9 protein-coding genes are annotated in these 16,268 nt (G+C 40.2%); 3 read left to right on the forward strand and 6 right to left on the reverse strand.

Annotated features, from left to right (window positions below):
* Positions 1-45: 45 nt before the first annotated feature.
* The 3 genes from LQ567_RS03325 to LQ567_RS03335 all read right to left on the reverse strand — a co-directional run bounded on the left by LQ567_RS03325 (position 46) and on the right by LQ567_RS03335 (position 5,560).
* A complete protein-coding gene (locus tag LQ567_RS03325; RefSeq protein WP_231002681.1) occupies positions 46-780 on the reverse strand; it encodes a TlpA family protein disulfide reductase in 735 nt (244 codons plus the stop codon).
* A 181-nt stretch (positions 781-961) separates the two neighbouring features.
* Positions 962-1,675: an SMUG2 DNA glycosylase family protein gene (locus tag LQ567_RS03330; protein WP_231002781.1), complete on the reverse strand. Its 714-nt coding sequence runs from the start codon at positions 1,673-1,675 to the stop codon at positions 962-964.
* A gap of 135 nt (positions 1,676-1,810) precedes the next feature.
* On the reverse strand, positions 1,811-5,560 hold the full coding sequence (locus tag LQ567_RS03335; protein WP_231002682.1) for a DUF3857 domain-containing protein: 3,750 nt from the start codon (positions 5,558-5,560) through the stop codon (positions 1,811-1,813).
* 533 nt (positions 5,561-6,093) lie between these two features.
* On the opposite strand from LQ567_RS03335, the gene LQ567_RS03340 reads away from it, so the two are divergent.
* The 3 genes from LQ567_RS03340 to LQ567_RS03350 all read left to right on the forward strand — a co-directional run bounded on the left by LQ567_RS03340 (position 6,094) and on the right by LQ567_RS03350 (position 11,029).
* A complete protein-coding gene (locus LQ567_RS03340; protein WP_231002683.1) occupies positions 6,094-6,732 on the forward strand; it encodes a class I SAM-dependent methyltransferase in 639 nt (212 codons plus the stop codon).
* 1,715 nt (positions 6,733-8,447) lie between these two features.
* A complete protein-coding gene (locus LQ567_RS03345) occupies positions 8,448-8,867 on the forward strand; it encodes a helix-turn-helix domain-containing protein (RefSeq protein WP_231002684.1) in 420 nt (139 codons plus the stop codon).
* A 215-nt stretch (positions 8,868-9,082) separates the two neighbouring features.
* The gene (locus tag LQ567_RS03350; protein ID WP_231002685.1) at positions 9,083-11,029 is read left to right on the forward strand and encodes a hypothetical protein; all 1,947 of its coding nucleotides are present in this window, start codon (positions 9,083-9,085) and stop codon (positions 11,027-11,029) included.
* A 28-nt stretch (positions 11,030-11,057) separates the two neighbouring features.
* On the opposite strand, the gene LQ567_RS03355 is transcribed toward LQ567_RS03350, so the two are convergent.
* The 3 genes from LQ567_RS03355 to LQ567_RS03365 are packed head-to-tail and all read right to left on the reverse strand — an operon-like array spanning position 11,058 to position 15,863.
* The gene (locus LQ567_RS03355) at positions 11,058-12,488 is read right to left on the reverse strand and encodes a DNA polymerase (RefSeq protein WP_231002686.1); all 1,431 of its coding nucleotides are present in this window, start codon (positions 12,486-12,488) and stop codon (positions 11,058-11,060) included.
* Positions 12,489-12,490: 2 nt separating this feature from the next.
* Positions 12,491-14,872, reverse strand: coding sequence for an RNA-directed DNA polymerase (locus tag LQ567_RS03360; protein WP_231002687.1), 2,382 nt, complete (start codon positions 14,870-14,872; stop codon positions 12,491-12,493).
* Complete coding sequence (locus tag LQ567_RS03365; protein WP_231002688.1) at positions 14,856-15,863, reverse strand: ComEC/Rec2 family competence protein; 1,008 nt, start codon at positions 15,861-15,863, stop codon at positions 14,856-14,858. Before LQ567_RS03365 ends, LQ567_RS03360 begins: the two co-directional genes overlap by 17 nt.
* Positions 15,864-16,268: the final 405 nt, after the last annotated feature.

The following is a 16,268-nucleotide window of genomic DNA, read 5'->3' on the forward strand; positions in this document are numbered from 1 at the left end:
TGGTAGATATGGCCATCCGCAGCAAATAGCGGATGGCTTTTTTTATCAATGACCCGGCAAACGACCGGCAGCGCGCTTCAAAAACGGCTTTAATTGATCAATGGAGCTCACTACTTTTAAGATTTTTCCATCCGGGCCAATAAGGATATGGGTTGGATATGAATTAATATGTAGTTTATCAACCATAAACGGCCCCGTTTCCGGGATAACTGCATACCGGAGCGCACGTGTTTTTAAAAAGGCCTCAAGCTCCTTTTTTTTGTCAATTGCCAGGCTCACAAACAGTACATCTTTCCGGTCCTTATACGCATCCACCAGGGCATTGCAATCGGGGAACTCCTGTACGCAGGCCACGCAATGGATAAACCAGCATTTTAATACAAGTAGCTTCCCCTTCACAGCTTCATTTGTATAAGACTGTCCGTTCAGATCCGTAAACCGGAATTCCGGTAACAGGGCTCCTTCCATCTGAAAATTTTTCATCTCAATAGAAGCCAGTTGTGCTGCGGTTGACCGGATATTATCAAGGTGCCGGCCGGGTTTGTATAATTTGTATACCGGCATTCCCTGCACGAGCCGGATCCTGAAGGCAATTACATCTTCCGTTATTAACTGGTGCAGGAACGTTCGTTTATCAATGCGATTGGAATCTGCATCCAGACCGATAAAATCCTGCGATAGCGGCACCTTGTCATAGGTATACGCATACCACCTGTCATAGTCCTTCAGTATTTCCTCCGGATGAATGGTGTAATTTTCATCCGGTGCTGTTGCAAGCATATCTCCTTTTGCAACGGCAGCCGGTTGGCGATCCTCATAATGGCAAGATAAAAGGCTCCAGCAAAAAATGAACGCCCAATACCGGTTGCGGCAATAACCGGGTAAAAATTGCTTTTGGGGTATCCGTGCGTACCGCAACCGAAAAAGTCTGTAATACCCGGTACAATGAAGGAGTAGCTTCTTATTCATCAATCTTCTTTTTTGTTACCACTTTTCCCAGCTCCCGGATATATTTATCAATATACCATGGTTTATCTTTCGACCGGTATTGTTCTATATACCGGGGATGCTCCAGCACCGTTGCCCGTTCAAACAACTTCGCCCTGTCATTCAGCTTACGGATAAATGCCGCATTTTTCTTTCCCAGGATAAACACTTCGGAGGTATCCAATCCCATGCTGATGTGCTTTTTCAGGGATGCAATCATAAACGGCGTTACCATTTCAAAAAGCTGCGGATCATCATAATAGTTTGCATTTACCCATTTTCCATCCGTTGTGCTGCGGATAATGGCCAGCGGAAACGGGGAATTGATGTAAAACGCGCGGTAAAAAGAAGCCGGCCCACCCCAGGCCGTAATCATATCATACATAAATACGGAAGATACCTCGTGCGTATAGGCCGATTGCATACGGATGCCGCAAACCTGCTCCAGCCGCTTGGTATCTGTAAAAGGCACGCCCGTAACGCCGGCCCCATGACGGCTGGGGTTAATGCCGATCAAAAATTTCCGTTGCCGGGTATCTTTATAATACTTGTTATAAAAGGTCCGCATTACCTGCAGGGTTTCCGGATTATCCAGGTAGGGGTTCATCACCCGGAACCCATCCGGCAGCTCCCCCGTATAGTGTAACCGGCTGTTAAAATCGATCACCTTGTCTGCAAATGTTTTCATCACTGCTAAAGCTATAAAATAATCCGGTGCAGATTGGTTTAATTTTTCCAGACCGGAAGCGGTTTGCCGCTTCCTCCGCAATACCCCCTTTGCATTTCAGCAGCAGTAAATTTTTACAATGATCGCTCGCTCTAATTATTGGTACCCGATAAACTTCTGCTCTGCTTTTATAATTTTTTCAAAAAAAGAGCGCAACCCTTCATAGTCTTCCGGTGCATAAAACTGCTGCCGGCTATTGGTAAATGTACGGTTAACCTGCAGTTTACCGGGCGCCATCAATTTAAACTGCAGCGTATACTGCAGGTCCTTAAACGACAAAGACACTGAAGCTGGCGGCGTTGTAAACTTCGTGCCCTGCGGTGCAAAAACGGTTACCCGGGTTTCATAAACATCTGTATTTTCATAACTCCAGTATTCCACCGGCTGCGTTCTTTTCTCCGCCGGAAATTTATCCATCGTTGCTACCACATCATGATAATTAATTTTAAAGGCATTCATCGGGCCTATTTCAGAAACCTGGTCTTTAACCACATAAGAGAACTGGTATTGTACAGAATCTGTTAGCGCATCCAACCCGGAAAACCGGAGGTCCTTCAGTTTTAAAGCCGTGGAATAGCCCCCTGCCAGAGCTTCCTCCATATCCTTCATCCGCTTCTCCTCATCACTGTGCCGGTAATTTGCGCGCGTGGCTGATGCCAGGTGCCCTGTTTTAACCAGGTTGTTGGAATACTGCAGATCGGATCCCTGTGGCCGGATCTCTATCATCCGGAGAATTTTATCCCTGGACCGGTTGGGGGTATGCAGGTAGGTAACGCCGGCACCGGATACCGCCGGGTTGCGTGGAATATCCAGCATCAGCGCACCGCTAAGACTATTGGGCAATGCCGCAAAGGGCAGATTATTGTCCGTGAGCTCAATAAAATACTCCTTATTATCCAGCGTGGCTTTGGCAATGCAATGGTTAAAATCCATTGCAGGCAGCAGCATACTTTTTGTACCGTTATTACGTGTATTGATCAATACCATATTAGCCGCTATCCCCGCTTTATGACATAGGGCTACAAAGAGCCGCGACAGATCCTTACAATCACCCAGCTGTGTATTGAGCGTAACAGAGGGCTTTTGCGGCACGTAACCGCTTTGCCGGAACGCTACAGAGCTGTAATGAATGCTATTTTCAATATAATTATAAATACGCCGCGCTTTTTCAAACTGGCTTTCCGGTTTGGCACCGGCAGGGAATAATGTATTAAATACATCCGTTACCTCCTGCTCCGGTTCATTATAGTTGACTACATCCGCATACCAGGAAACAATTTTATCCCAACCACCAATGGTAGATACATGCAGCACATTTGCAACATCCACCATTTCCGGCATCATTGGTTCGTCTTTTTCGGGAGCGGAGTGCAATACCTCCCAGGAATACCGGGTAAAATGCTCCACCTGACTAACCTGTGGCCGGATGCTATCCTTGCTAAAACGGAATCCGATGGGGGCATTTTGCGGGGTCAGCAAGGTATACCGCGATGCATAGCAATAAACACCCGCTGTAAAAAAGTACTGGTCGGCAAAATCTTTTGCAAAATGTCCATTCGCAAAGGTGCGCAACCGGTACCGGATAAACACCACGTCCCCCGGTTCCAGGTTGGTAAATACAATATCACCCTCTTTTTTATCGCCCTGCACCCGCTTGTCTTTTTTGATCACTTCGGCCTTTTCTATAAGCAGGGACTGATTATTGTCATAATTCAACGATACCTCTTTATACCGTTCAATGCCCTTTTCATTCACAATCCTGACCATGGAGGTGGTGTACTGTTCGTTGCCTCCATCCGGGTATAAGATCACATCCCGCTGATCCAGTAAGAAATAATATCCCGCTTTTTCCTTGTCTGCGCCCTTATAATCATCGCTGCTGATGATTTTATCTTCATCAACGGTGGGCAGCAGTTTATAAGCTTCGTTCTTACCCTCCAGTTTTCTTACCGTATTGATCAGCTCATATTGGTTGGCATTGTACTTTAGCGCCGTATGATACGCTTCCAGCGCCCCGGCTGTTTCATTTTTTTGTTGGCGGATGTCGCCCAGCAATTTCCAGTAAACATCATAATAAGGGCAAATGGCCAGGGCTCCAAGGGTATATTTTTCAGCCTTGTCATATTGTTTTTCTCTTAGAAAAAATTCAGACAGGGTAATATAATACTGGGGAACATGCGGAAACACTTTTATCTGTTCTTCCAGCAATGCCTGATGTTCCTTTTTCTTACCATTGTCCAGCAGTGCCTGCAGGTATGCATAAAGTACATTGTAATTGTAGTTGTTCTTTAAAAAAGACTGGTAGGTGTCCAGCAGCACCTCAGGAGATTTTCCGGTTAATTTTCTCAGTTTATAAATGGCCGATGGCATACTGGGGTCATCCGGGTAACGTTGCGCTATCTTTTCAGCAATGCTTACGATCTCCTCTATTTTTTGCTCCTTCGACTTTAGCAGAAAATAATACCCGTCGGTATATTCGTTCTCCCCGTATAGTTGTATATACCGGTTCCGCTTCTGTTCCAGTTCCGTATATTTTTCGTTTTTACTCAATTGCTGCATAGACAGGGTCATGGCATATGCGCTGTTACTATCCAGCCGCGTTATGCGTTCATTCTCGGTTTCAACCAATGCATTATTGCCTTCATCCGAAAGAATATTGATGTATACCGATCTTAACAGCGAATTACCAGGCGCTTTTGCCAGCGCCTGCGCCATCACCTGTTTGGCCCCTTCCGTTTTTTTACTGCGTAAATAACATTGGGCAAGCAGCACATAATTCAGCAGGTCTGCAGAATCCTTTGCCAGGCGGTTTTCAAAATACTGCTCTGCAAAATGCGGTAATAATGCCGGCAGCGGTGCGGCGGCATCCGGTTTGTTATATGCCTTATATACCGGAGAGCCCTTCAGGTTTACCGGCTTTTCATCCGCATCCAGGAACCGGAGCGTAAAATTGGGATAGTTATTATTGGTATACCCCAGCTGCACCAATAGCCGGTTGGTTCCTTTTTTAAGCACCGTTTTGGTCCGGTAGGCATCAAAATCCGTAAACCGTTCCCGGGGTTCGGAGATCATTAGCTGATCGTTGAGCCAGAGTTTTAGATTGCCGGAAAATCCTATAGCCAGTGTAACGGCTTTTTCTTCGGGCACATCCACAAAGGTTTGGGTGTATACGATGCCGGTGGTAACCGGTATTACAAAAGTGGGCGTAATCCAGCCGTCGGGGTTTTCAAATGCAGGAGTGAACCACTTGATGGCATTGCCGGAGGCATCTTTAAAAACAGCTTCCGGTTGAGGATGCTTCAACGGATCGTATGCATTATAAAAACCGCTGCCGGAAAGGTTTTCAAAAGCCCCCGCGTACTGCCAATTGCGTATGGCGCCAACAGACGGTTCCTGCGGCGCGCCGGTAGCAAGCTTACCGGCCAGGATTTCATTGGAGGCCTGCAGGTAACTGGCGGAGGTTTGCATTAAGACGGGCGCTTGGGTATCCCCGGCAAGTTTCTGCAGCAATGCGAGCTGATGCGGTTTTCTTTTAACCGCGTAAGGCCCTGCAACCGCCGGATTAAACCACAGGGCATAGATATAAGGATACGGATCTTCCATTTGTGTATAAACAGAATCCGCAAACCGCGTCATTCCCGCATTACTGTTAAACGACTGAAGCAGCAGGTTGGTAATAAATGCCTGCCCGCGGGTACCGGCATCCTTTTGCGCCTCCTTTAAAAAGCCCGTGGCCGATGCCCGGTCGTTGTTATTCAGCGCCGTCCAGGCTTTTTGATAATTGCTTTGGGAAAAACTAGTTATACCGGTAATTACGCATACAATAAGCAGCAGCTGTTTTTTCATTATTTTAGTCATTTTCAACAAAAGGAAGGATTGTGTTTTACAGGTTATTCCTTAAAAACCGCAACAATATAGGGAATTATTTGATCGCCGACCGCATAAAATATGTAACAGGAGCGCTATCAGCCGGCATAGCTTCGCTCCGGGAATATTACCCCGCCAATAATCCGTTAGCCGTCAGCAAATTACACATTAACCATTCACTGGTCGTCATCTCTTCCGGCAAGCACGGTTCGCCCCGTACCGGCAGCCCAACGCCATACACCGCTATCAGCTGCGCGGCAAACCCCTCTGACGGCTATTTTAAGTATCTTTAAGCATCGGTAGTTTTTTAAGAAAATGCTTTACCCGGTCTTCATGTTGTTTAACCCCCCATACCATCCATATGCATAAACCGGTTTTTATACCGGGCGGCGCCAACCGCAGCCATCAGCGGAAGGACGATTCGCTTATTGTGGGGGCAGATATAACCGAACTCCTATCATCAAAAGCAGCAGCCGGTTTAAACCCGTTCATTCATTATTATTTATGTATCTATGCAATCACTCAACAAAATAATAACCACGTATAACACCGTGGCCAACGATTACGCCGCCGAGCGCAGCGACGAACTTTCGAAAAAACCGCTGGACCGCCTCCTGCTAAAGGAATTTGCCCGGCTAAATGCCGGTAAAGGCCCCATGGCCGATTTTGGCTGCGGGCCGGGCCATACCACCAAGTTTTTGTATGATAACGGGGCTACGGATATTACCGGTATCGACATTGCCGAAGCCATGGTACAGGCCGCGGGCCGGCTGTTTCCGCAAATACCATTTGAAACCGGCAATCTGCTCAAACTCGACTATCCCTCCGGTCATTTTGGTGCGGCCCTGGCCTTTTATGCCATTGTGCATTTTAGGGATGCGGAGCTGGCTACCGCCTTTAGCGAGGTGTACCGGGTGCTAAAACCGGGCGGACAATTCCTCTTTTCCTTTCATGTGGGCGAGGAAACCGTGCATTTTGACAAAGCCCGGGATAAGGAAGTGGATATCGATCTCTATTTTTTTCCAATGGATAAGATCCTTCGGCTTGTGACCCAGGCGAGCTTTACCCAGCTGGATGCCATTGAGCGCTATCCCTATAAAGATGCCGACTATCCCAGCAAGCGGGGCTATGTGTGGGTGGAGAAACAATAAAACCGGGTAAACTTCACGATAACAAATAATCCTTAATCTTGCAAAAGTTACCAAAAATTGGTAATGCAGTTGCTGGCACTGGTAAGTGAGGTAATCTATGGACAGCCGGCATAGTTTATGGATCCTGCCCGTTTTTCCTTTGCTCATGGCGGCAAAAATGGTCACCCCTTCCCGGCGCCTACCCGGGTTTATGATGAAACGATTGACACCTTGCACAGGCGATACAGAGATCGAAGCTGGGCCGGCAGGATAAAATACAGGCCATACAATCGCTTTCAAAAGTTACGGCTCGACTGGCAGAGGATTTTGTTCCGGATGGAAGCCTTGACGAAGTCATTGCGCATGAAAGGGCCAACTCCTGGAAATATGGCGGCAGAACGGTATTTGGTAAGGCCCGGCCGCCTCAGAACCGCCAACTTGATCTGTTTAATGATCAATTATACTAACGCTACATTAACGGGTGTTACTCCTTAGCTTTAGCGCATCGAAATAGCAGAACCGCCCGATATATGTCTTCAACTTAACGCTCATCGTGTGTAATCCCTAACTCAATGCCTTCAACGCTAACATGTATATGTCAGCGGCAAAGCGATCAACGGCCCCAATTCCCCATTCCCTGGCCATGTTGTGAACAAGAAATCTGTGAACAAAAATAATGTTCACAAAACGCGTGTTCACAAATTTGTGAACAGCCAAATTGTCAACACAAAAATCATTCACATAAGTCCTGTTTACAAGGAGCCGTTTCTTACGCACTCGTTTTGACAGCCAGCCATTTATTGATGAGGCAGATCTCCGGGCGGCGTACAATGCTCCATCTGCTTTTATATAATAGGCTTAAAAACTACTAGAAAATAAGGCTAACCTATTCGGGCAGTATGTTCCAAAATGGAATTAACTGAACCTGTGCTGGCACCAGCCAAATGGTTTCTTGCTCCAGCTTTACATCAAACACACTCTTACACATTGGCAATTATACTTTAGTCATGCCGTCCCGATCAATCGGGATTGTTTCGGCATCTATGCATGGTTTAGGCAGATCCTGAAACAATCCCGACTCGTCGGGACAGGATGACCCAAAGCAGATTTGTCATGGCTTCATTAATGCTGCTCTACAAATGAAAAACTCAGAATAACGGCACCAGATGCGGCGCACAACAATCATACTTTCGTCCTGTTGAGCGGAGCAACGCGCAGCCCCCGCTCGGGATGAACCGCTCGGTACGGGCGGGGAAACATCCCCGTAATGTCGGACAGTCCGGCAATTGAGAGACCCTTCCGCTCTGTGGCGCTTTATTCGAAGGGCAAGAGGCATCGCCTTGGCCAACCAGCAACTGCGAACTTCAGTTCGCAGTACAGGAGCATAATACAGAACACAGAGCCATAGGCTCGGGGCATACATTGAAGCACAGCCGCTCCCCTGTCACCCTGAGCCCGCTAAAGCGCAACAAACATCCCGCTTCCCCCACGGGCGGACAGGCGTCCGGCTCAGCATCACAAGCCCCCCTCACACCCTCTTGGGGTAGTTCTGTTATCATGGTTGTTTTTTTAGGTGATCCATTGGGGTTTTTATCCGCACCAAGGTACTCCGCCGCCACCCCGTATGCAACATTGCCGGTGTGTAAAATACCGGCCCCACGCTGTTATTTACCCATGTATTTTACGTATCTTTATAAAGGAACCCTGTTTCGTTTTTTCACCCTAAATTTGAACCTATGACAAATACAAATGCTATGGAGAAAAAGATACACGAAGGCCGTAATGTAAAGCGTTTCCGCGAAATGCTGGGCATCAAGCAGGATGCCCTGGCCCTTGAGCTGGGCGATGACTGGAATCAGAAAAAAATATCCATACTGGAAACCAAAGAAACCATCGATGCCGCCCTGCTGCAGCAGATCTCCGCCGCGCTTAAGATACCCGCCGAAGCCATCCAGAATTTTGACGAAGAACAAGCAATAACTGTAATTTCAAGTACATTTAATGATGGTGCAGCAGTTATTCAGCACAATCCTGTTTTTAATCCAGTTGAGGCAGTCTTAAAACTTCATGAAGAAAAGATGGCCTTATATGAACGCATGCTAAAGGAAAAAGATGAAATGATGACCGAACTAAAAAAGCTAATACCAGCGAAGTAATTTTTTTGGGCGTGCCCCCTGCCCTGCCAGCGCGCAAGATCAACACACGGCAGCGGTCGGGCAACGGCGAAGCCCTCATGAGCACCATTAAAAAACAATAAAAAAGATGGCGAATAATCCGCTATATTTTTTGCTTCGTTGCACTCCACAAAAGGATGCCGCTGCTATCCCTCACGCGGGGATGGACAGCAATCTTCAAAAAATCATCTATTTAAATGAATGCGAAACGCATGAGAATTGTGTTTTTTTCTAAAGAAGATGGTTCTGCACATCATTTTCTAACAATGGCTGAAGATTTATTGATAACTCTTGATCTTGATGCAAGATCAGAAATTAATGACTTGCTAGAACTATATCATATACATCTCTATTTTGATTCTGGTTTATTTCTTCCTACCTGGGATGAGGCAAAGAAGCAAGCTTTTATAGGGATCGTAAAAATATCCTTTGACAAACTAAAGCGTTTTATGCTTGCGCTTCCTGGTACAGATATAATAAGTATAATTAAAAGCCTGGATTCTCCAGAATATTTAAAATCATTCTGGAGATTATTTAATGACTTAAGTATCTATAAAAAGGTAGACAAAGCAGATTTTCTTCTCATTCTTGAAAGCAAACCATCACAAATTAGAAAAGTTCTTTTGTATAAAAACCTTGTTGAGCATTTTCATAACGAAATAAAGAGCTTTTTATTCAACTATGATGAAGCTGCAGAATTACTGTTATCTAAATTTGAACAAGAACATAGGCATAAAGCACCGGCTTATAATTTCCCCAGTTCCTTAAACCATACAGATAAGGAAAAGATAATAGAAAAGTATATAGACAGTGAAAATGCCAATTTGAATTATCTGCAATTGGTACAGCAGTCGAAAGATTCAAATGACCTCAAGTTTTCGCCTAAAATAAGGTTGAAAGCAAAAAGAAAATCAGAAGTTTTAAATAACGAAATATTAGAGAGCAATAAAGATCATTTATGGTGTATAGGTGTGGATATAGGTTTAGATTCGGGAATGAAAGAGCTTGCCGAGTATTATTATGAAGGTGATGTTTTTAGAGCAATATATAGCCGCGACTATCTTGATACGATAACCTCAGATACAGAACTTTTTCAAGTATTCAGACATCCATTTTGCTATATCGATGAGCATGGATTATCGACTTTGGTCAACAAAGAAAGTGAAATGGACGTTATGGAAAAAATATTTATGAAGTCTAAAAATGCTTACCCTGACGGCATTGTATTTAAAAGAAAAGCTTTTTTAGCACAGGGGCAAATAGTGCTATTAAATAGTTATTTAAAGTCCAAAGAAAATTCTGTCGAACATATTGTTAGCGCGTTTATTAATCAGCATCTTAATACACATTATCGTGTACAGCATTTACGGTTTCAGCCGTCTGGCACACATTTATCATTCTTAGAAAAAATAAGAGTTTTAGCGCCTGAGTTTGAGTCATTGTTGCGGCAATATGAAGCATATGTAAATGATGGCGTCATAGACTTTGATCTTTTAGGATTAAGTTCTGCTCCCATTCGCTTGAATGAAATACGCAGTTTGGTGAGCAAGAAATATATCTATACAAATAGTGAAACGATTGGCCGACTCCTGTATCTATTTTTCTCAGATCAGAGCTCATTGTATTATACAGATAAGTATAAAGATAAATATCATAACCTTTATGATCTTTTAAAAAATGAACAGGTTAGCTTTGATGATTTTGAAAGTTATCAGCAGCCTGAGATCAAAAAATTGATTGAAGAAGATTACATATTAATAAATGATAATAACACTATTGGCATAAAAAACGAAACATTATTATATATCGTAAGCAAACTTTATAAAGATGAAGTATTAAATTATTGGCACCATAAAAAGCCGGTTCGCGATATGATCGACGAACTTATAAATGAAAAGCAATTAGCCGCAGGCAGTTCACTTTTTACCAGACAGGAAATAAGTTTTTACAACTATTATCTAAATAAAAAAGAGTTTACAAATGGTATTGATCTTAGGAACAAATATCTTCATGGATCAAACTCTTCTTCTGAAAAAGAGCATCAGTCCGATTATTATATTTTGCTTAAACTCATTATTCTAACTGCACTTAAAATCGAAAATGACTTACTCATAAATGATTTTGCGGCTAAGGCCCAGGTATAATAATTTTATTTAGAATAAAAGCTTAATATCACTGGAAAGAATCCTTTACAGTAAATATAGGCTCAATGTCAGGACAGATTTTTTGAAACTCTTCTTTATATATGTTTTTTATTGATAAAGCTACAGTTCCATTGTCCTTTATGGGGATTTGGTAAACTGTCCCATCATGCATTGGAATTAAAAATTCTGCAGATTTTACTTCATCTGCTACTCTAATTAAAGCAGACTTGTAAATGTAAGATGCGGTTGCCTGCACTTTGTGACTTAATGCCCATCCGGTTTCATCTTCATATAACTTTCTAAAGTTTCCATTTTCTGTACCAATGATTTTCTCCTTCAAAAGCTCATTTTTAACCTCTGCTTCATATGCTTGTAGCTTATCAAATTGCTGAAAGTATAAGATAGCTTCTTTGGGTAGAGATCTATCACCATACATATAACGGTAAAATATTATTTTAGCATCACTTCTCTCGTTTTTATCTCCTAATACTTTAGTAGCGATATCAATGTAAATATCAGATTTATACAAATTAATAAGAGCAGCATCTTTACTCAAAGATGCCAAAATTCCTGCTTCGAATTGAGCATAATCTATGTACAATAGTTTCATTCCCTTATCAGGTACAATGATATCTCGATTTGACTTTCTTAAATTCTGCAAAGAAGGTTCTCGTAGTATAATCCGTGAGGTAATAGTGCCAAAACCTAAATACGTAGGATGAGTGTGCTTTTTTCCACCCCATTGCGATAACATGAAAAGCAAACTATCTAAATCTCTTTGATTCCTTATTAGTTCATAAAATAGTCTACATACTTCGTCTCCCCTCTTCCTTATTCGAAAAGTGTAAAATGGAGATTTTATAATAGGGTAATTTCTTTCTTTTATGTACTTAATTTGTGCTTTTATATTATCCGGAGCAAAAATCAAATGCTTTAATTGTAATTCATTTTTTATGACGTAAATAATCTTTTCCAATTCCTTACATCGTTTTTCTGCTATTTCTAAATTTACACTTATTCCCGCTTTCTGTACTTTGTGAATAATTGCATTTATTTTTCTTTCTATATTTTCAAATCTTGCGGTTTCCGTACTATCCTTTTCAATAAGAAATTTATAGAAATTGAAGATATTTTGCAAAAAATCCTTAATATTTTCTCTAGTGATTTTAAAGCTGGGATCAATAATTTTGTGATATTTTAGCCGTTTTAATACTTTCCACTCACTATAATTGCGTAGATCTTTTCCCTCCTGAGCAACCTGTTTTTCTAAGGATTCTAAGTCTATTATAATTGGAAGCACTGCTTCTCTTGAAGAGATTTCTCTAATCAAGTCTGTCGTCTGAAAACTTACAAGAATGTCCTCTTTATCGAATACAAATGAAGAAGAGAAATCACCTAAATTATTAACGTCAATAAAATACCATTCCAGATCTACAAGGGCTACTATAAAAGTACTCATACCTATAAAGAATATAATTGTTCGAAATTTTCTTCTTGATCATCATTTGTTTCATCTAACCCATATACATATACTAAATCCCTATGTCCAAACTTATTAGTAAATTCAGGTGCATCCTTCAAAGATGCTGATATTTGTTTTGAGGGAATCAATTCTGGCTCAAACGACCTAAGGGCAATTAAGGCTATTCGGTTTTGAAAATACCTGCGCGTAAATCCCTGGCCAAATTTTCTTAATATGACTCTTTTGTAGTCATCTTCGACAGAACATAAGTAAATAATCATGGCGGCTATTACAGGTCTGTTTGTTTCATCATTCTTTTCCACTTGGCCTGTCGCATATCGAATCAATTCTTTTGATTTATATTTCAATTTGGCTAACAGCAACCAAATTTGGTATGTTTGGAAAGAATAGGTGTTGTAGTTTTCTTCAGTAATAATCTGTTTTAAGACAATCAATAACTCTTCGGTTATCTTGTCCCTATTAATTAAATTTAAGACCTTGCAAACTTGAGTCGTAAGCCAAGGCTTATCATATAAGCTTTTAGTCGCTGCCAATATATTTTCAAAAAAATTATTGCTATTTAATTGTATGCTTCGTTGCCCTAGAAATTCAATAGTGTTTAATGCATAATTCAATCTTTTAGCAGCATCATCGGCATCAATCAAATCTTCTTGAATATTCTCACCCAATAATGCTACACTTTCGTGAAATGCTTGATTTAGATATGCATAATTATTTGCATTTCTCAACCTGGCTATTTTATTTAATCTTAAATCAAAAACTAAATCGAAATCTTCTCTATGTATTTCTCCTGGCTTATCTGTAGTCTTAGCAATGATTGTCTTAATTTCAGTTTTTTGAGAATTTACCGACAAATCACAACGTCTTAATTCTGCTTCAAAATCCTGAAGTATTCGCCTAGCTTCATATTTGTCTTTACAAAATATTCGAATATCATCCATAAATCTGAAATAACAGCATGTGTTATTCTGCATAAAAATATCTACCTGGTTAAGATAAAAAGATGCGAGGAGTGAAGACGCGTCACTATTTTGAGGCAGCCCTAATGGTCTTTCAGAAAAATTTTGTAGCATCTCGCTTAACAGCACAGATGCTAGCTTCTCATTTTCTGTATCACAAACTCTCTTAATTTTTTCTATTAAAAGATTCTTATTTATATTATCATAAAAGTTCAATAAATCAATTTCAATGACAGCCCCATACATATAATTGCCATGAGTATCTTTAGCATTAGCATGTTCCAACAGCGCATATTTCATTTTCTTCCATTGTTCTACTCCATTTAGTATAAGCTGACTGTCTGAATATTTATTATATCTGGCCGAATAAACCGTCGGAATCATAGATTTTTCCATTTTTTCGGCTAACACACCGACAACGGCCATATACATTATTCGATCTATAAATGGCAATATCAATGCTTGGCGTAGAGTTAGCTTCTTTTTAGGCACATAGAATTGCTCTGCTCTTGTAGCTACATATTTTTTGCCATTAAAATATTTAGCAAACTGCTTAAATAAATAACCTTGATCTAATAAATCAATATACTTAAGTGGATCATGAAACCAGTCATCTGCAATATCTGTTTGTAATCTTTTTCTGGCTAGTTCCAAGTCTAAACATACTCCATTTATAATAGCCTGATGAATATCAACGACAACATTCTGTATTTCTTTCTTATACTTGGATGACTGAGTATCTAATGGTAATAATTTTAAAGATATCAAACGAATATTTATCTCTTCAAAACTGATACGAGTACAATCGATAGTATCATTCTCTAAATTATCATTAGGATAGCGACAAATTATCCCATATAGAACATGCTTATTTTTGATAAAAATTCCAGAACCCGAAATGCCAGGTAAAGCTTCACATGATGGAGGTGCGCTAAGCTTTAATCTTTTAACCTCGTTATCATTTCTTTTAAACTTGAATAAATGTATCTCGTTTTCATTTGCTGCAAAAGTCCCCCATGAAAAAAAATTCCTGTCATTATCATCAATTATATCTGTGACAAAGATTTGATGAAAGTTGACTGTGTCCTTTTTATTAATAATTAAAATGGCAAAATCACTATCAAACGTTATTAAACGTTTTTTTAATTCAGCTTTTTTTACATAGTACAGCCTTTTGAGTTTTCCAGTATCTGAATAAAAAACCTCAACATATGATAAGCTATTCAGGTCAAAAGGTGTTAATGAATCTTCCTGGAAAATATGTTTAGCTGTTAATACATAGTTATAGTCACAATAATTTGGTGTTTCATAAACTACGCCAGACCCTACACTAGGCACACCTCCTACATGAGTCATGATTTTAACGCCATTTTTCTTTAAGTTATCAGATACTAACGCCATATTTTTCGTTATTCAATATTGTATCAAAGTTGTAGTCCTTTTTTTCCTGCTTTGTTATACCAAGATTTATAATAGCATCTTCATAGTTAAAAATAAACTTTATAGGCTCTTTATTTGGTCTATTGATATATTTAATCACTTTTAGTAGCGCTCTTTTATTGGGAAGGAAGTGCTTTTTGCTGTTGGTACTAATAATGAAATCGCTACATTCCAATTTTTCTAAAATGCTTTTTGACAAGCTACGATAGCTACCATGATGAGGTAATTTTATCACATCAAATGGCACAGGTTTATTACCATTTTCACTAAATAATTTGGAAGCAATAACATCAAATCTATCCGGCGTTACATCACCAGTTAGAAGTACTTTTTTATTTTCACAGGATATTTTTAGAACTATGCTACTTCTATTTGGAATCGAATTGTCTTGACTTTTATCTTGTATAAATGGCTCTAACTTAGACATTGGAGAATCCCAGTCACGCTTCCAGTCACCTGTTAAATATGCTCCTTTTTGAGTGCTATATTTATTTAGATCCCCTTTAGTAGGAGAAAGAAACTCAATAGTCAAATCTTCAAAAGAAATATCATCACTTTCATCAATATACATCTCCCATTTAGGATTTAGTTTGATCAGTAATTCCTCAACTTCATAAGCCTGTTGGTAGGATAGCTCTTTCGAATCGTTAAGTGTTATTTTACCTAATACTAATCTTGGCGAATTAAAAATAACACGTTTGATAAAAGGCTTATTTTCAATGTGATATCTATTCTTTTCAACATGTTTTAATAAATCTATTATCCCTTTTATATGATCATCATCATGATGAGTAATAACTAATAAATCTATTATTTCTTCATTTTCAAATATTGTATCAACTTCTGAGAGCAAATATTTACTATCATTGCCACCATCAATAATTATATTATGCTTTAGGTGTTGTATCAAAATGGCATCACCTGTCCCAGCTCTTAAAAATTTCGTTACCATAATAATTAAGGATTTTTAGTGTAATCAAAGGATTTGGTGCTATGTTACCCACCACAATATGAAAAATCATTTTATACATTATTATCACAAGTGAATATATTTTCCTATATCTATCAATTTAGGAGAATTATTGAATGGATGGTTTTTATCCCAAAATTTTTGCTTATCTTCTGTTTTTACTTCTATCATAATGTAGTACGATTTTACTGCAGACAAAATAAATCTAAGTTAATTCTGATTTATCCAAATGAACTAAGTGCAGGATGCGGGTTATTTCATCAATCGTCAATTTTTCGCTTGGTCCTTTAAATATAGGAAAAAATCTAAATTTTCCGTTAGTTAAATTATTTTATGCGGCCAGCCTTTCGGCTTCCAGGGCCAACGGCAAGGGTCTATTTTTCCGTA

The organism is Niabella pedocola, from assembly GCF_021044425.1.
In the GTDB taxonomy this organism is placed as follows: domain Bacteria; phylum Bacteroidota; class Bacteroidia; order Chitinophagales; family Chitinophagaceae; genus Niabella; species Niabella pedocola.